This window comes from Mycobacterium sp. BMJ-28 (assembly GCF_054404835.1).
The window spans coordinates 3,697,806-3,714,613 of record NZ_CM136783.1 but is presented as its reverse complement, the minus strand read 5'-3'; the positions used below and the strand labels follow the sequence as shown (position 1 = coordinate 3,714,613).

At 67.7% G+C, this 16,808-nt stretch carries 12 protein-coding genes; 9 read left to right on the top strand and 3 right to left on the bottom strand.

From position 1 onward, the window contains the following. The first annotated feature begins 113 nt into the window (after positions 1-113). The gene (locus tag ACXPWS_RS18345; protein WP_458708029.1) at positions 114-2,210 is read left to right on the top strand and encodes a hypothetical protein; all 2,097 of its coding nucleotides are present in this window, start codon (positions 114-116) and stop codon (positions 2,208-2,210) included. A gap of 265 nt (positions 2,211-2,475) precedes the next feature. Here the strand turns inward: ACXPWS_RS18345 and ACXPWS_RS18340 are convergent, their stop codons facing one another. From ACXPWS_RS18340 to ACXPWS_RS18330, 3 genes are read right to left on the bottom strand one after another with little or no spacing between them, the layout of a single operon-like run. After that, positions 2,476-3,657, bottom strand: a complete 1,182-nt coding sequence (locus tag ACXPWS_RS18340) for an FAD-dependent monooxygenase (protein ID WP_458708028.1) — start codon at positions 3,655-3,657, stop codon at positions 2,476-2,478. After that, positions 3,654-4,889, bottom strand: a complete 1,236-nt coding sequence (locus ACXPWS_RS18335) for a serine hydrolase domain-containing protein (protein WP_458708027.1) — start codon at positions 4,887-4,889, stop codon at positions 3,654-3,656. The genes ACXPWS_RS18340 and ACXPWS_RS18335 overlap by 4 nt, the downstream gene beginning before the upstream one ends. 31 nt (positions 4,890-4,920) lie before the next feature. Further along, positions 4,921-6,591: an alpha-keto acid decarboxylase family protein gene (locus ACXPWS_RS18330; protein WP_458708026.1), complete on the bottom strand. Its 1,671-nt coding sequence runs from the start codon at positions 6,589-6,591 to the stop codon at positions 4,921-4,923. On the opposite strand from ACXPWS_RS18330, the gene ACXPWS_RS18325 reads away from it, so the two are divergent. The 8 genes from ACXPWS_RS18325 to pyrF all read left to right on the top strand — a co-directional run bounded on the left by ACXPWS_RS18325 (position 6,590) and on the right by pyrF (position 16,604). After that, positions 6,590-7,930: an MFS transporter gene (locus ACXPWS_RS18325; RefSeq protein ID WP_458708025.1), complete on the top strand. Its 1,341-nt coding sequence runs from the start codon at positions 6,590-6,592 to the stop codon at positions 7,928-7,930. The two genes, ACXPWS_RS18330 and ACXPWS_RS18325, sit on opposite strands and share 2 nt — an antisense overlap. A gap of 107 nt (positions 7,931-8,037) precedes the next feature. Further along, the gene (gene pyrR / locus ACXPWS_RS18320; protein ID WP_458713590.1) at positions 8,038-8,580 is read left to right on the top strand and encodes a bifunctional pyr operon transcriptional regulator/uracil phosphoribosyltransferase PyrR; all 543 of its coding nucleotides are present in this window, start codon (positions 8,038-8,040) and stop codon (positions 8,578-8,580) included. A gap of 28 nt (positions 8,581-8,608) precedes the next feature. Next, positions 8,609-9,556: an aspartate carbamoyltransferase catalytic subunit gene (locus ACXPWS_RS18315; protein ID WP_458708024.1), complete on the top strand. Its 948-nt coding sequence runs from the start codon at positions 8,609-8,611 to the stop codon at positions 9,554-9,556. Beyond that, complete coding sequence (locus ACXPWS_RS18310; RefSeq protein ID WP_458708023.1) at positions 9,553-10,839, top strand: dihydroorotase; 1,287 nt, start codon at positions 9,553-9,555, stop codon at positions 10,837-10,839. Before ACXPWS_RS18315 ends, ACXPWS_RS18310 begins: the two co-directional genes overlap by 4 nt. Next, on the top strand, positions 10,836-11,339 hold the full coding sequence (locus ACXPWS_RS18305; RefSeq protein ID WP_458708022.1) for a PH-like domain-containing protein: 504 nt from the start codon (positions 10,836-10,838) through the stop codon (positions 11,337-11,339). The genes ACXPWS_RS18310 and ACXPWS_RS18305 overlap by 4 nt, the downstream gene beginning before the upstream one ends. Next, positions 11,315-12,466, top strand: a complete 1,152-nt coding sequence (gene carA / locus ACXPWS_RS18300) for a glutamine-hydrolyzing carbamoyl-phosphate synthase small subunit (protein ID WP_458708021.1) — start codon at positions 11,315-11,317, stop codon at positions 12,464-12,466. Before ACXPWS_RS18305 ends, carA begins: the two co-directional genes overlap by 25 nt. After that, positions 12,466-15,807, top strand: coding sequence for a carbamoyl-phosphate synthase large subunit (gene carB, locus ACXPWS_RS18295; RefSeq protein WP_458708020.1), 3,342 nt, complete (start codon positions 12,466-12,468; stop codon positions 15,805-15,807). The genes carA and carB overlap by 1 nt, the downstream gene beginning before the upstream one ends. Continuing rightward, positions 15,804-16,604: an orotidine-5'-phosphate decarboxylase gene (gene pyrF, locus ACXPWS_RS18290; RefSeq protein ID WP_458708019.1), complete on the top strand. Its 801-nt coding sequence runs from the start codon at positions 15,804-15,806 to the stop codon at positions 16,602-16,604. The genes carB and pyrF overlap by 4 nt, the downstream gene beginning before the upstream one ends. The last annotated feature ends 204 nt before the right edge of the window (positions 16,605-16,808 follow it).

The window sequence follows — 16,808 nt, the reverse complement described above, 5'->3', positions numbered from 1 at the left end:
CGCGCTTCCGCAGACGCGTTAATACGCGTACCGCGCTACTCACCCCACCGCGGCTAGTGCGCATGACACTCATCTAACGCAAATGCGTGAAATGTGCGCGAGAGGCGGCAGACGTGGCGGTCGATAGGGAAGACAAGGGGCGAGACTACGGGGTAGAAGTTCGCGTGCACGGTATCGGTGATCATGAGCGCTACAGCGCTCTCGGTGAACCGACCTACAAGGAAACGGTTGACGGCCGGGTATGGATCGGGCGCGTTCCGCAATTGCCGCGACACAAGCTGCGCCTGGTCAACTGGAGTCGCGCGAATCGGAAGATCACCCGCAATACCGCATGGTATCTGGCATTTCCCTTCACCTTGCTGAACGTCGCGGGTTTCATGGAGCCGCGTGACAGAGGTTGGCGATTCGTCACGAGGTCGCTGATCGCAGCGGCAAGCCTCTGCCTGACGATTGGGCTGGCGGCCTGGATCACGGTGATCATCGAAACCGCTTGGCGGTCTCTGGACGGGCACGACGACCGGCTCACCGCTGTGGTACTACAAGCGTCGGGTCCAACCATCCTGATCGTGTTGATTCTCTATCGATTGGTGGCCGGCCGACCACTGGTCGATCGAGGTGGCACGCTCGTTTCCCTGACGAGCATCGCGGCACTTGGTGGCATGATCGTTTACCTACATCAGCGACCTGCGTCGAGAACGCGGGGTTATCTGCATTCCGTACTTACCAACGGCGCAGACAATGCGATCGATCCGATGACGCCCGTGGTGGTGTATACAACTGCCGCTATCTGGATTATCGCACTCGTCCTGGGCGTCGCCGCCTGGATCAATCGACAGAAACGTGCCCACCTCGCGGGCTCTGCGATCCTCGCCGTGTTGGCCGTCGTTCTGCTGCACGTCGGTGGGTCCGTCATACGCCTCTTCGTTGCCAGCGCAATGCAAATCGTGCCATTTGGACGCGGCGCGCGTGCTGATTCAGGGGCGGAACTGGAGTACATTCTGCTGCCCAAAGCAGACGACTTTCGGGGTGGTGGATCTCTGCATTTCGGACATGCGTTGCGAATCGATCTGATTCCGCTGTTCCTGGTTGCGATGATCGTTGCATTCAGCGTGTTCGTAATCTTCGAGGTGGTTCGCTTCAAGAGGATTCCGCATAAGACTGGATCGCAGCCCAGAGATGACTGCACCGAATCCTCGGACGCTGGCCAACAAATGTCGGCCGAGTTACGTGTCGTATCGACAGTTAACGGCAACACATCTGGGTCGCTGCCCGGAGCGCCGCCGCCGGAAGCACGAGCTCGGTCCCAGGATCTCGAAGAACTAAAAGGTATGTCCGCTCCGCATTACCTCGTGAATCACCTTTCGAATTTTCTCCCACAGTTGGCTGTTTTGTCGATCGTGTTGACTGCAGTTTTCTGGCTGGCCTTGGCCTATCTCATCGGTCACATGCAACTGTCACACGTCGAAAGCTGTTTGATAGCACTGAAAGTTGCGGGTGCAATCACCATTATTCTCATTGTCATGAGGAGACCCGAGGATTGGGCGGCGAGACTCGGGCGATTCTTTGGTTCGGTCGCGGATATCGCCGGATTCTGGGCGCCAGACCTCCATCCTCTGGCGGGTGCCTCATATCGCCGTGCACTGTTGTCTGGGATCCGCCAGTCAATCAATGACCTCGTGCTGCAGTTTCCCGACGAACCCGTCGCGTTAGTTGGGCACAGCCAGGGATCGGTTGTGTGTGCCTGGTTCGTACGAGGGGGACACTGGATGGAGAAGCGGACAGAAGGCCGGACGGATCGGCGAGCGCTCAAGCAGGGCTTGCACCTGGTCGACCGGGAACCCTCGGACCGAATCGCGTTGTTCACGTGCGGATCTCCGCTTCACTCGTTGTACCAGAACTTTTTTCCGCGTTACTTCGACGACGACTTCTTCAGCACGGCCTTGACGATGTCGTACAGGGGAGAGCAGTGGCACAACTACTGGCGTGCAACGGATCCGATCGGAACCTGTCTTCCGCAACTCGGTGGCGAACGCAACAGGAATTGCACCGAACTGGCGAAGCAGGACACACTGGGCCACAGCGAATACTGGAAAGATGACCGGCTGCGGTCGGATGTCACGGCGTTTTTCCACGGCGTGAAGCAAGACAAAGAAGCGGTTGGCCAGCCTTTCGCCGCGGTTGAACGCGAGATGCGAGTCAGCAATGACTAGCCGACGTCGCGGTCAGAAGTGGGTGGTCTGTCTGGTCATGCCCGCAACTCTCATGCTCACTGCTCCCAGCGGATCGTGGCTCCGCTCGTGCGCGCACGAGCGGCCGCCGGCGAGCGTGCACGAAGTGCCGACAAAGATGCCGTCAATTACATTGAAACCACCACGAGGCCCGAAACATCTGCCGACCACTCAAACCAGTGAATCGCGGCGTCCATCCGGCTGATTCGTCAGGCCGCTCCGCAAAATGGCGTCACCTCGCGGGGGATCAGTACGCCGGCAGGTCGATCGAGTCGGCGGTGGTGAACCACTTGCGTTCGGCGATCGGCCGGAAAGGCCAGCGCTGCATCCATTTCATCACCGCGGCGGTGACCGCGATGTCGCCGTTGGACTTCGGCAGGTATCCGTCGATGCCGTTGGACAGGGTTTGACAGCGGTCGATGTACGGGCGCAGGACCGTCTGGTAGCGCGCCAGTGCAGCCGGAAGAGCTTCAGCGGCAAAGGATTCCGCCGGTCCGAGCTCGCCGGCCAGGACATACGCGCCGACCAGGGCCAGGCTGGTGCCCATCCCGGACAGCGGTGAGGCGCAGTACCCGGCGTCGCCCACCAGCGCGACGTTCCCGCGGGTGAAGGTGGCCATGCGCACCTGCAGGAACGCATCGAAATGGAAGTCGTCGGCGTCGGCGGCCGCGGCCAGCAACTGCGGGCAGTGCCATTGCGCGTCCGCGAAATGCCGGCGTAGCAGCTCGATCTGGGCGCCGGTGTCGCGCCGGTCGTAGTCCAATGGTGCGGACCGGAATGCCAAGCCGGCCTTGGCCATCGCCGGATCGTGGGACGGGCGCATCGAGGCATTGCGCCCGGGCTCCTGATACAGCAGGAACCAGCCGTCCAGCCCCACCGTGTCGGGGGCGCTGAACCACGCGTTGTATCCGCCCAGCGCCGTGGTGAGCTGGTCTTCGGGCCCGAACACCAGGCGGCGCACCGCCGAATGAGGTCCGTCGGCCCCGACGATCAGATCGGCCGTCACGGTGCTGCCGTCGCTGAGTGTGGCTGTGGCGCCGTCGATTCCGGTGATGCGGGTGCCGAACCGGTATTCGGTGCGGTCCTTGGTGGCCTGGTAGAGCACGTCGACCAGGTCCCCGCGCAGCACCTCGAGTTTGGAGACCAGGCCGTTGCCATGGAAGGCGGTCACCGGCATCTCGGCGCGCCGCCGGCCGTCGGCCCGCACCCACGCCGCTCCGCGCTGGGCCACCGCCTTGGCCGACACCGCATCCAGCAGCCCCATCCGAGCGGCCACCTCGTGGCCGGCCCCGCGCAGGTCGACGGTCTGTCCGCCGAGTCGCACCCGGGGCGCCGTCTCCACCACCACGACCCGATACCCGGAGCGGGACAGGAAATAAGCCAACGCCGGCCCGGCGACACCCGCGCCGCTGATCAGCACCGTCGTCACAGGCCCAATTCCCGATAGGTGCGCCGGACGAACTTCGGTTGTGCCGACTGCAGTTTCGCCATCGAGGTGTTACCGCGGACGGCGGCGACATCAGAGCTCAGGTCGGGAAAATTCTGGATCAGATACAGCAGCACGACATCGTTCGCCGGGTCGGCCTGCCACCAGGTCCCGTAGGCGCCCGGCCAGCCGAAGGTGCCGAGCCCGCCCGGCCCGAAGAACTGGCGAGACTGATCTGGATCGGTCACCACCGACATGCTCAGCCCGAAACCGCGGCCGATCCAGAACGGCCCACCGAGGAAGTTCTGCTGCTTCTGTTCATCGGTCAACCGGTCGGTGCGCATCAGCCGCACCGACTCCTCCGACAGCACCCGGACCCCGTCCACGCTGCCGCCGCCCAGCAGCATCCGGGCGAACCGCAGGTAGTCGTCGGCGGTCGACATCAAGCCGGCGCCGCCCGCGCAGAACTCCGGTGGGGCCAGCGGGGGCTGACCCATCACGTCGTCACGCAGCCGTGCCTGGGGCGAGCGAAGCGACGGGGTGTCTGCATCGTCGGCACCGAGGGCGTACATCGTGGCCATCCGGCGCCGTTGCACCAGGCTGACCGCGAAACCCGTGTCCGGCATGCCCAACGGCTCGAAGATCCGCTCGGACAACAACTGGTGCAGCGGTTTGCCGGCGATCCGCGCGATCGCGATGCCCAGCACATCGGTGCCGTGGCTGTAGGTGACCCGGTCCCCGGGCTGATGCGCCAGTGGCAGTGCCGCCAGTTCGGCCAGCCAGCGATCCTCGTTCTGCCGGTGCGACAACCGCGCATAGGACCGCGCCAGCGGGCCGGTCACCGAGAACGGGTACGCCAGGCCGGACCGGTGCGTCATCAGGTCCTCGAAGGTGATCGGCCGGCGCAGCGGCACCGTGACATCCACCGGGCCGTTCGGACTCGCCAGCACCCGCACGCCGGCCAGCTCGGGAATCCAGGCGTCGATCTCATCGCGCAGGCCGAACCGGCCCTCGTCCAGCAGTGTCATCGCCGCCGCCACCGTCACCGGCTTGCTCATCGAGGCGATCCGGAACACCGTGTCGCGCTGCATCGGCAACCCGGCCGCCACGTCCCGATGGCCCAGTTCGTTGACCTGAACCACCTCGCCGGCATGCCAGACCAGGGTGACCGCCCCGGCCAGCAGGCCGGCGTCGATGGCCTCGGTGATGGATGCACGGTTGGCGTCGAGATTCATTCGCGACACGATACTTCCGGGCGGGCCACCATCAGCCTGCGGCGTTGGCGGAGGCCGCCGAGCGGGCCAGTTCGGCCAGCAGCGGGGGCACATCGCCGCGGCCCAGCACCACCTCGATGACGGCCATCCGGTGCGGGTCGGCCGCGGCGGCCGTCAGCGCGGCGTCGAGTTCGCCGACCGTGTGGGCGCACACCACCAGCGCGTCGGCGACGCCGAGGGCGGCGGGCAACTGCTGCCAGCGCCACCCGACGATGTCGTTGTAGTACGCCTCCGGGCCGTGGATGGCCCGTTCCACCGTGTAGCCGTCGTTGTTGACGACGATGATCACCGGGGCGATTCCCTCGCGGGCCATCACCCCGATCTCCTGCACGGTCAGCTGGGCCGCGCCGTCGCCGATGAGCAGCACGACACGGCGGTCCCGGTGTGCCAGGGCGGCGCCGAGGGCGGCCGGCAGGGTGTAACCGATCGATCCCCACAGCGGCTGCCCGATGAAGGTCACCCCGGCAGGCAGCCGGTGCCCGGCCATCCCGTAGAACGAGGTGCCCTGGTCGGCCAGCACCACATTGCCCGGGGTCAATGCATCGGAAACCCTGTCCCACAGCATCTTCTGGGTCAGGGCGGTGTCCGGCGGCGGCGGGGCGTGGCGAACCGGGGCGGGCGCGGCCGCGACGGCGGGCGATACGACGCCACGCTCGGCGAGGATGCCCGTCAGCGCCCCGAGCGCGGCGTCGATGTCGATCGGGGCGAACACCTGCCCGGTGACCGTCGACTGGACCGCACCGACATCGATGGTGCGGGCCGGGTCGATCTGCTGGGAAAAGAAGCCGCTGACCATATCGGTGAACTGCACGCCGGCGGTGATCAGCACCGGAGCCTCCTCCACCGCACGGCGCACCGATTCGGCGCTGGCCGCCCCGGCGTAGATGCCCAGGTAGTTGGGTGAGCTCTCGTCGAGCAGGCTCTTGCCCCACATCAGGGTCGCGTACGGCACCGCGTCGGCGGCCAGTAGTTCGGTGAGTTTGGCGACGGCGTTGAGCCGGTGCACCAGCAGGTCGGCCAGCACCGTCACCTGGTGGGTGCCGATGAGCCGCCGCGCCGCGTCGGTGAACAGGGCCAGCGCCCGCGGGCTGGTGCCGCCCCCGTAGCGCGGCAACGGCGCCGACGGCGGGTCGACGGGGAACCGGGCCACGTCGGTGGACAGCAACAGATACCCCGGCCGGGTGTGCTCACGGACCTCCGCGAGCACCCGGTCGATCTCGCGGGTGGCCGTCGCGGGAGCCAGATTGGCCTGCGCGCAGGTGATTTCGCGGGCCATCCGGAAGAAGTGCTCGAAATCGCCGTCGCCGAGGGAGTGATGCACCACCCGGCGGGCCGCCTGGGCGTCCTTGGACGGTGCGCCCACGATGTGCACCACCGGCACATGCTCGGCGTAACTGCCTGCGACGGCGTTGGCCGCCGACAGCTCACCGACACCGAACGTGGTGACCAGCGCCGAGATTCCCCGCAACCGGCCGTACCCGTCCGCGGTGTAGCCGGCGTTGAGCTCATTGGCCCCACCCACCCAGCGGACGGTGTCGTGGGCGAGCACATGATCGAGGAACTCCAGATTGAAATCGCCTGGTACACCGAACACCTCGGTCACGCCGAGTTCGGCCAGCCGGTCCAGCAGATAATCGCCCACGGTGTATTCGGTATCGGCCATGAAGCCGAGCCTACGCACGAGGCATACTGCCTCGGTGACATCTGCACGCCCACCGATGCGCCGGGTGGCCTTCGCCAGCTTTGTCGGCACCGCCATCGAGTTCTACGACTTCTACCTCTATGGCACGGCCGCCGCCCTGGTGTTCCCGAAGATCTTCTTTCCCGGCCTGAGTCCGACGATGGCCACCATCTCGTCGCTGGCCACCTTCGCCGCGGCGTTCCTGTCCCGGCCGGTGGGCGCGGCGGTGTTCGGGCACTTCGGGGATCGGCTGGGCCGCAAGAAGACCCTGATCGCCACCCTGCTGATCATGGGGATCTCGACCTTCGCCGTCGGCCTGGTGCCCAGCGCCGCCTCCATCGGGGTGCTGGCGCCGGTCATCCTGCTCACCCTGCGGCTGTGCCAAGGTTTCGCCGTCGGCGGTGAATGGGCCGGGTCGGCACTGCTGTCGGCCGAGTACGCCCCCGGTGACCAGCGCGGCAAATACGGCATGTTCACCCAGCTCGGTGCAGGCGCCGGCCTGGCCGTCAGCAACCTGGTCTTCCTGATCGCCAACGTCACCATCGGTGAGAAGAGCCCGGTGTTCCTGGACTGGGGCTGGCGGGTGCCGTTCCTGTTCAGTGGGCTGTTGGTGATCGTCGCCCTCTATGTGCGGCTGAGTATCGACGAGACCCCGGTGTTCACCGAGGAAAAACTCCGTAACGCCACCCCGCAGGCTCCGCTGACCGAATTGGTCCGCAACCAGACCGCACAGGTCCTGCTGGCGGCCGGCTGCATGGTCGGCATCTTCACCATGAGCTTTCTCGGCGGGACCTATCTGCTGAACTACGCCACCACCCGGATCGGCCATCCGCGCAGCCTCGTTCTGACCGTCGGGGTGCTCGCCGGTGTCGCCCTGATGGTCTTCACCGCGATCTCGGCCGTGCTGTGCGACCGGTACGGCCGGCGCCGGATCATCCTGGCCGGCTTCGTCGTCGCGCTGCCGTGGGCCATCCTGGTGATGCCGATGATCGACACCGGTTCGCCATGGTTGTTCGCGCTGGCGATCGGCGGCATGTTCTGCATCTTCGGCACGTCCTACGGGCCGATCGCCTCATTCCTGCCCGAGATCTTCGCCACCCGGTACCGCTACACCGGCGCCGGTCTGGCGTTCAACCTGGCCGGCATCGTCGGCGGCGCGGTGCCGCCGCTGATCGCCGGGGTGCTGGTCAGCGACTTCGGCAGCTGGTCGGTGGGCGCACTGATGGCGACCTTCGTGGTGGTCAGCATCGCCTCGACACTTCTGCTGCCCGAGACCAAGGGCACAGCGCTGTCCGACGAGGCCGACCGGGTGGCCTGCTAAGCTCTGCGGCAGTTCGACGTCCTTTAACGATCCGTCCCGAGAGGCGGAGAAGGAGGTCCGGGTTAACTGTGGGCACCTCTGATGCCGCGCACGCCGACCGGGAATTGATGTCCGCCGCTGATGTGAGCCGGACCATATCCCGTATCGCGCACCAGATCATCGAAAAGACCGCGCTGGACGGGCCCGACGCGCCGCGGGTCGTGCTGCTCGGGATCCCCACCCGCGGCGTCATCCTGGCCAGCCGGCTCGCCGAGAAGGTGCAGGAGTTCGCCGGCATCGACCTGGCGCACGGCGCGCTGGACATCACGCTGTACCGCGACGACCTGAACATCAAACCGCCGCGGCCGCTGGAGGTCACCTCCATCCCGGCCGGCGGTATCGACGGCGCCCTGGTGATCCTGGTCGACGATGTGCTGTACTCCGGCCGCTCGGTCCGCTCGGCGCTGGACGCGCTGCGCGATATCGGCAGGCCGCGCGCCGTGCAGCTGGCGGTGCTGGTCGACCGCGGCCACCGCGAGCTGCCGGTACGCGCCGACTATGTCGGCAAGAACGTGCCGACCTCGCGCAGTGAGAACGTCAAGGTCCGGCTGCAGGAAAGCGACGGCCACGACGGCGTCAAGATCGCCCCGTACGGAGGACCCGCCCGATGAGCGCTCGCGCGAAGAGGAGACCGCACCGATGAAGCATCTCCTGTCCGCCGCCGACCTGTCGCGCGATGAGGCGACCGCCATTCTCGACGACGCGGATCGGTTCCGTGAGGCCCTGCTGGGCCGTGAAGTGAAGAAGTTGCCGACGCTGCGCGGGCGCACCGTCATCACCATGTTCTACGAGAACTCCACGCGCACCCGGGTGTCCTTCGAGGTGGCCGGCAAATGGATGAGCGCCGACGTGATCAACGTCAGCGCGTCGGGATCCTCGGTGGCCAAGGGGGAGTCGCTGCGCGACACCGCGCTCACCCTGCGCGCCGCCGGTGCGGACGCACTGATCATCAGGCACCCGGCTTCCGGTGCGGCGCAACAACTGTCGTTGTGGACCCGGGAGGCCCACGGTGCCGGGCCGAGCGTCATCAATGCCGGCGACGGCACCCATCAGCATCCCACCCAGGCGCTGCTGGACGCGCTGACCATCCGGCAGCGGCTCGGCTCGATCGAGGGCAAACGTGTCGTGATCGTCGGCGACATCCTGCACAGCCGGGTGGCCAGATCCAATGTCGAACTGCTGTCCACCCTGGGTGCCGAGGTGGTGCTGGTGGCCCCGCCGACGCTGCTGCCGGTCGGGGTGGCGGACTGGCCGGTCAGCGTGTCGCACGAGTTGGACGCCGAACTGCCCGCGGCCGACGCGGTGCTGATGCTGCGGGTGCAGGCCGAACGGATGAACGGCGGGTTCTTCCCGTCCACCCGGGAGTACTCGGTGCGTTACGGATTGAGCGAGAAGCGCCTGGCGAGACTGAGTGAAGACGTCGTGGTGCTGCACCCGGGCCCGATGCTGCGCGGCATGGAGATCGCGCACTCGGTGGCCGACGCGCCGCAATCTGCGGTGCTGCAACAAGTTTCCAACGGTGTTCATGTGCGGATGGCGGTGCTGTTCCACTTGCTGGTCGGCGCCGGGACAGAGGTGACGGTGTGAGTGTGCTGATCAAGGGCGTCCGGCTCTACGGCGAAGGCGACCCGGTGGACGTGCGAATCGCCGACGGTCAGATCGCCGAGATCGGCGCCGGTATCGACGCCGAGGGTGCCGAGGTCATCGAGGCGGCCGGCCAGATCCTGCTGCCCGGTTTCGTCGACTTGCACACCCATCTGCGCGAACCCGGCCGCGAATACGCCGAGGACATCGAAACCGGTTCGGCCGCAGCCGCTCTGGGCGGTTACACGGCGGTCTTCGCGATGGCCAACACCGACCCGGTCGCCGACAGCGCGGTGGTCACCGATCACGTGTGGCACCGCGGTCAGCAGGTCGGCCTTGTCGACGTACACCCGGTGGGGGCGGTCACGGTCGGCCTGGAAGGCAAGCAGCTCACCGAGATGGGCCTGATGGCCGCCGGTGTGGGCCAGGTGCGGATGTTCTCCGACGACGGAATCTGCGTGCACGACCCACTGGTGATGCGCCGTGCCCTGGAGTACGCCAGCGGGCTCGGGGTGCTGATCGCCCAGCACGCCGAGGAGCCGCGGCTGACGGTCGGTGCGGTGGCCCACGAGGGTCCGCACGCCGCCAAGCTCGGGCTGGCGGGCTGGCCGCGGTCGGCCGAGGAGTCGATCGTCGCGCGCGACGCGATCCTGGCCCGCGATGCCGACGCCCGGGTACACATCTGCCACGCCTCCACCGCCGGCACCGTCGAGCTGCTGAAATGGGCCAAAGCGCAGGGTATTTCGATCACCGCCGAAGTGACCCCGCACCACCTGCTGCTCGATGACACCGTGCTGGCCGACTACGACGGCCGCAACCGGGTGAACCCGCCGCTGCGCGAGGCCGCCGATGTGGCCGCACTGCGCCAGGCGCTGGCCGACGGCGTGATCGACTGTGTGGCCACCGACCACGCCCCGCACGCCGAACACGAGAAGTGCTGCGAGTTCTCCCAGGCCCGGCCGGGCATGCTGGGGCTGCAGACCGCGCTGTCGGTGGTCGTGCAGACCATGGTCGCGCCGGGCCTGCTGAGCTGGCGCGATGTCGCCCGGGTGATGAGCGAGGCGCCGGCCTCGATCGTCGGACTGCCCGACCAGGGCCGCCCACTGGAGGTCGGCGAGCCCGCCAACCTCACCGTCGTCGACCCGGACGCCACCTGGACGGTCAGCGGACCGGCGCTGGCCAGCCGCTCGGACAACACCCCGTACGAATCGATGACGCTGCCGGCGACGGTGACACTGACCCTGCTGCGCGGCAAGATCACCGCGCGGGACGGGGCTGTCTCGTGAACACTCCCACATTGATCGCCTCGCTGATCATGGCCGCGCTGCTGGCGGTACTGATCGGTTTCCTGATCCGGCAGATGCTGCGCGGCTGGCTGCACCGGGCCCAGCGCCAGGCCGATCTGATCGGGGTGCTGCCGGCCCTGCCCGACACCGTGGGTCCCGCGCTGATCGGGCCGACCAAGGGTCTCTACGTGGGCAGCACGATGGCGCCGCACTGGAACGACAGGATCGCCGCGGGCATGCTGGGCTTCCGCGCCAAGGGCGTGCTGACCCGGTATCCCGAGGGAATCATGGTGCAGCGCAGCGGCACCGGACCCATCTGGATTCCCGACGATGCGATCCTCGCGGTTCGCACCGAACGCGCCATGACGGGTAAGGCGCTCACCCACGACGGCATCCTGGCGATCCGCTGGCGGCTGCCGTCGGGAACCGAGATCGACACCGGCTTCCGGGCCGACGACCGCAACGACAACACCAAATGGGTCAAGGAGGACGCAGCGTGAGTTCGACGGAACGCGCCCTGTTGGTACTGGAGGACGGCCGGGTCTTCACCGGCACGCCGTTCGGGGCAATCGGCCAGACGCTCGGCGAGGCGGTGTTCTCCACCGGGATGTCGGGCTATCAGGAGACGCTGACCGACCCGAGCTATCACCGCCAGATCGTGGTGGCCACCGCGCCGCAGATCGGCAACACCGGCTGGAACGGCGAGGACGCCGAAAGCCGCGGCGACAAGATCTGGGTGGCCGGTTACGCGGTGCGGGACCCGTCGCCGCGGGCCTCCAACTGGCGGGCCACCGGCACGCTGGACGACGAGCTGGTGCGTCAGGGCGTCGTCGGCATCGCCGGAATCGACACCCGCGCGGTGGTGCGCCACCTGCGCACCGCCGGTTCGATGAAGGCCGGGGTGTTCTCCGGTGACGCCCTCGCCGACACCCCGACCCTGGTCGACCGGGTGCGCGACCAACCCTCCATGCTCGGCGCCGACCTGGCCGGTGAAGTGTCCACCGACTCCCGCTACACCGTGGAAGCCGTTGGCGAGCACCGGTTCACCGTGGCCGCGATCGATCTCGGCATCAAGACCAACACGCCGCGCAATTTCGCCCGCCGCGGTGTGCGCAGCCAGATCCTGCCGTCCTCGACCACCTTCGACGAGATCACCGAGCTCAAGCCCGACGGGGTGTTCCTGTCCAACGGGCCGGGCGACCCGGCCACCGCCGACCACATCGTGGAGGTCACCCGACAGGTGCTCGGCGCCGGGATCCCGTTGTTCGGCATCTGCTTCGGCAACCAGATCCTGGGCCGGGCGCTGGGCCGGTCCACCTACAAGATGACCTTCGGGCACCGCGGTATCAACATCCCGGTGATGGACCACGTCACCGGCCGGGTCGCGGTCACCGCGCAGAACCACGGCTTCGCCCTCGAAGGGGAAGCCGGTGAGGAGTTTGACACCCCGTTCGGTCGCGGCATCGTCAGCCACACCTGCGCCAACGACGGGGTGGTGGAGGGCATCAAACTCGTTGACGGCCGGGCCTTCTCGGTGCAGTACCACCCCGAGTCCGCGGCCGGCCCACATGACGCCGAGTACCTGTTCGACCAGTTCATCGACCTTCTGTCCGGAGAGAGCAAGTAATGCCACGCCGTTCCGACCTCAACCACATCCTGGTGATCGGGTCCGGTCCGATCGTCATCGGCCAGGCCTGTGAGTTCGACTATTCGGGCACCCAGGCCTGCCGCGTGCTGCGCGCCGAGGGCCTGCAGGTCAGCCTGATCAATTCCAACCCGGCGACCATCATGACCGACCCCGAATACGCCGACCACACCTACGTGGAGCCGATCACGGCGGCGTTCGTCGAGAAGATCTTCGCCCAGCAAGCCGAGCGCGGCAACAAGATCGACGCCGTGCTGGCCACCCTGGGCGGGCAGACCGCGCTGAACACCGCGGTCGCCCTGCACGACGAGGGCATCCTGGAGCGCTACGGCGTCGAGATGATCGGCGCGGACTTCGACGCCATCCAGCGCGGCGAGGACCGGCAGAAGTTCAAGGACATCGTCGCCAAAGTCGGTGGCGAGTCGGCCAAGTCGCGGGTGTGTTTCACCATGGACGAGGTCCGCGAGACCGTTGCCGAACTGGGCCTGCCGGTGGTCGTGCGGCCGTCGTTCACCATGGGCGGGCTGGGCTCCGGGATGGCCTACTCGGCCGAGGACGTGGACCGGATGGCCGGCGACGGGCTGGCGGCGTCGCCGTCGGCGAACGTGCTCATCGAGGAATCCATCTACGGCTGGAAGGAATTCGAGCTCGAGCTGATGCGCGATCACCACGACAACGTGGTGGTGGTGTGCTCGATCGAGAACTTCGACCCGATGGGCGTGCACACCGGTGACTCGGTGACCGTCGCGCCGGCGATGACGCTGACCGACCGCGAGTACCAGATCATGCGTGACCTCGGCATCGCGATCCTGCGCGAGGTCGGCGTGGACACCGGCGGCTGCAACATCCAGTTCGCGATCAACCCGAAAGACGGTCGTCTGATCGTCATCGAGATGAACCCTCGGGTGTCGCGTTCCTCGGCGTTGGCATCCAAGGCGACCGGTTTCCCGATCGCCAAGATCGCCGCCAAGCTGGCCATCGGCTACACCCTGGACGAGATCGTCAACGACATCACCAAGGAGACCCCGGCCTGTTTCGAGCCCACCCTGGACTATGTCGTGGTCAAGGCGCCGAGGTTCGCATTCGAGAAGTTCCCGGGGGCCGACCCCACCTTGACCACCACCATGAAGTCGGTGGGCGAGGCGATGTCGCTGGGCCGCAACTTCATCGAGGCGCTCGGCAAGGTGATGCGGTCGCTGGAGACCAAGCGCGCCGGATTCTGGACCAAGCCCGACCGGGCGGCCACCCTGGATGAGCTGCTGATCGGCCTGCGCACGGCCACCGACGGCCGGATCTACGACATCGAGCAGGCCCTGCGCCTCGGCGGTTCGGTCGAACAGGTGGCCGAGGCCTCCGGGGTGGATCCCTGGTTCGTCGACCAGATCGCGACCCTGGTCGCGCTGCGTGCCGAACTGGTCGATGCGCCCGTGCTGGACGAGACGCTGCTGCGCCGGGCCAAGCACAGCGGCCTGTCCGACGGCCAGATCGCCGCGCTGCGTCCGGAACTGGCCGGCGAGACCGGGGTGCGGTCGTTGCGCGAACGCCTGGGCATCCACCCGGTGTACAAGACCGTCGACACCTGCGCCGCCGAGTTCGAGGCCCGCACGCCGTATCACTACAGCAGCTACGAGCTGGACCCCGCGGCCGAAACCGAGGTGGCCCCGCAGACGGAGAAGCCCAAGGTGCTGATCCTGGGCTCCGGTCCCAACCGGATCGGCCAGGGCATCGAATTCGACTACAGCTGCGTGCACGCCGCCACCACGCTGAGTGCGGCCGGTTTCGAGACCGTCATGGTCAACTGCAACCCCGAGACGGTGTCCACCGACTACGACACCGCCGACCGGCTGTACTTCGAACCGCTGACCTTCGAGGACGTCCTCGAGGTCTATTACGCCGAACAGGCTTCCGGCGCCGGCGGTCCCGGTGTGGTCGGGGTGATCGTGCAGTTGGGCGGTCAGACCCCGTTGGGGCTGGCCGATCGGCTGGAGCGCGCCGGTGTGCCGATCGTCGGCACCAGCCCCAAGGCCATCGACCTGGCCGAGGATCGCGGCGAATTCGGCGAGGTGCTCACCAGGGCGGGGCTGCCCGCACCGCGGTTCGGCACCGCCACCAGCTTCGAGCAGGCCCGCCGGATCGCCGCCGACATCGGCTACCCGGTTCTGGTACGGCCGTCCTATGTACTGGGCGGCCGCGGGATGGAGATCGTCTACGACGAACAGACCCTGCAGGGCTATATCGAACGGGCCACCGAACTGTCGCCCGAGCATCCGGTGCTGGTGGACCGGTTCCTGGAGGACGCCATCGAGATCGACGTCGACGCCCTGTGCGACGGCGGCGAGGTGTACATCGGCGGCGTGATGGAACACATCGAAGAGGCCGGGATCCACTCCGGGGACTCGGCGTGCGCGCTGCCCCCGGTGACACTGGGCCGCCAGGACATCGAGTCGGTGCGCCGCGCGACCGAGGCGATTGCGCACGGCATCGGTGTGGTGGGCCTGCTCAACGTGCAGTACGCCCTCAAGGACGATGTGCTCTACGTGCTGGAGGCCAACCCGCGGGCCAGCCGCACGGTTCCGTTCGTCTCCAAGGCCACCGCGGTCCCGCTGGCCAAGGCGTGCGCGCGGATCATGCTCGGCGCCACCATCGCCCAGCTGCGCTCGGAGGGTGTGCTGGCCGCCACCGGCGACGGCGCCACCGTGTCCCCGCATGCGCCGATCGCGGTGAAGGAGGCGGTGCTGCCGTTCCATCGGTTCCGCAAGGCCGACGGCTCGCAGGTGGATTCGCTGCTCGGGCCGGAGATGAAGTCCACCGGTGAGGTGATGGGCATCGACCGCGATTTCGGTACCGCGTTCGCCAAGAGCCAGACCGCCGCCTACGGTTCACTGCCGGCCTCGGGCACCGTGTTCGTCTCGGTGGCCAACCGGGACAAGCGCTCCCTGGTGTTCCCGGTCAAGCGCCTGGCCGATCTGGGCTTCCGGGTGCTGGCCACCGAAGGCACCGCAGAGATGTTGCGCCGCAACGGCATTCCGTGCGAGGTGGTCCGCAAGAATTTCGAGGAGCCCGGGGCGGGCCGGCCCGAGATGTCCGCGGTCGACGCCATCCGCGCCGGTCAGGTGGACATGGTGATCAACACGCCGTACGGCAATTCCGGTCCGCGCATCGACGGCTACGAGATCCGGTCGGCCGCGGTGTCGATGAACATCCCGTGCGTGACGACGGTGCAGGGCGCCTCGGCAGCGGTGCAGGGCATCGAGGCCGGTATCCGCGGCGACATCGGGGTGCGGTCCCTGCAGGAGCTGCACAGCCAGCTGGCCGAGAAGTGATCCCGTTCGGGCGGCGGCTGGCCGACGCCGTGGCGGCCCGTGGCCCGCTGTGCCCGGGCATCGATCCGCACCCCGAACTGCTTTCCGCGTGGGGCCTGCCGGTGAACGTGTCCGGGCTGCGCACGTTCAGTGCCACCTGCGTGGAGGCGTTCGCCGGGTTCGCGATCGTCAAACCGCAGGTGGCGTTCTTCGAGGCGCATGGCGCCGCCGGGTTCGCCGTGCTGGAGGAGACCATCGCCGGGCTGCGGGCCGCCGGGGTGCTGGTACTGGCCGATGCCAAACGCGGTGACATCGGCTCCACCATGGCCGCCTACGCGCAGGCCTGGGCCGGTGATTCACCCTTGGCTGCCGACGCGGTGACGGCCTCGCCGTACCTGGGCTTCGAATCGTTGCGCCCGCTGCTGGACACCGCGGCCGCCAACGGCAGGGGAGTGTTCGTGCTGGGGGCCACCTCCAACCCGGAAGGCGCGAGCGTGCAACGCGCCACCGTGGACGGCCGGACCGTCGCACAATCCATCGTGGACGCGGCCGGTGCGGAGAACCGCTCCACGGGCACCGGCTCGGTCGGGGTGGTGATCGGCGCGACGCTGACCGAGGTGCCCGACCTGAGCCGGCTCGACGGCCCTGTGCTGGCGCCCGGCCTGGGCGCCCAGGGTGGCCGCCCGCAGGATCTGGGCAGGCTCGGCGCCAGAGTGCTGCCTGCGGTGTCCCGTGAGGTGCTGCGCGCCGGCCCGGAGGTGGCGGCCGTGCGGGCGGCGGCCGAGAAGCTCCGCGACGCCGTGGCGTATCTGGCCTGACGGGTGACCGAGATCACCGGGTGGCGCCGGTGTCGGTTTCGGCACGCCGATCTCGGGGCGGTCACGGTGGCTGGATCCCTCCGACACGCCGACACGCCGTGACCAGCAAGAATTTCTTATCTGACCGCCAGAAACGCCGCACCGGCGACGCCGGCGCCGGAACCCGGTACACAGGCGACGGGCTTCCTGTAACGCGAAAAGCCC

What these genes read in the sequence shown, in the direction of transcription:
- ACXPWS_RS18335 (WP_458708027.1), bottom strand. Translation starts at nt 4,889, where the DNA reads ATGAATCTCGACGCCAACCGTGCATCCATCACCGAGGCCATCGACGCC.
- ACXPWS_RS18325 (WP_458708025.1), top strand. Translation starts at nt 6,590, where the DNA reads ATGAAGCCGAGCCTACGCACGAGGCATACTGCCTCGGTGACATCTGCA.
- ACXPWS_RS18330 (WP_458708026.1), bottom strand. Translation starts at nt 6,591, where the DNA reads ATGGCCGATACCGAATACACCGTGGGCGATTATCTGCTGGACCGGCTG.
- pyrR (WP_458713590.1), top strand. Translation starts at nt 8,038, where the DNA reads ATGTCCGCCGCTGATGTGAGCCGGACCATATCCCGTATCGCGCACCAG.
- ACXPWS_RS18315 (WP_458708024.1), top strand. Translation starts at nt 8,609, where the DNA reads ATGAAGCATCTCCTGTCCGCCGCCGACCTGTCGCGCGATGAGGCGACC.
- carA (WP_458708021.1), top strand. Translation starts at nt 11,315, where the DNA reads ATGGGTCAAGGAGGACGCAGCGTGAGTTCGACGGAACGCGCCCTGTTG.
- carB (WP_458708020.1), top strand. Translation starts at nt 12,466, where the DNA reads ATGCCACGCCGTTCCGACCTCAACCACATCCTGGTGATCGGGTCCGGT.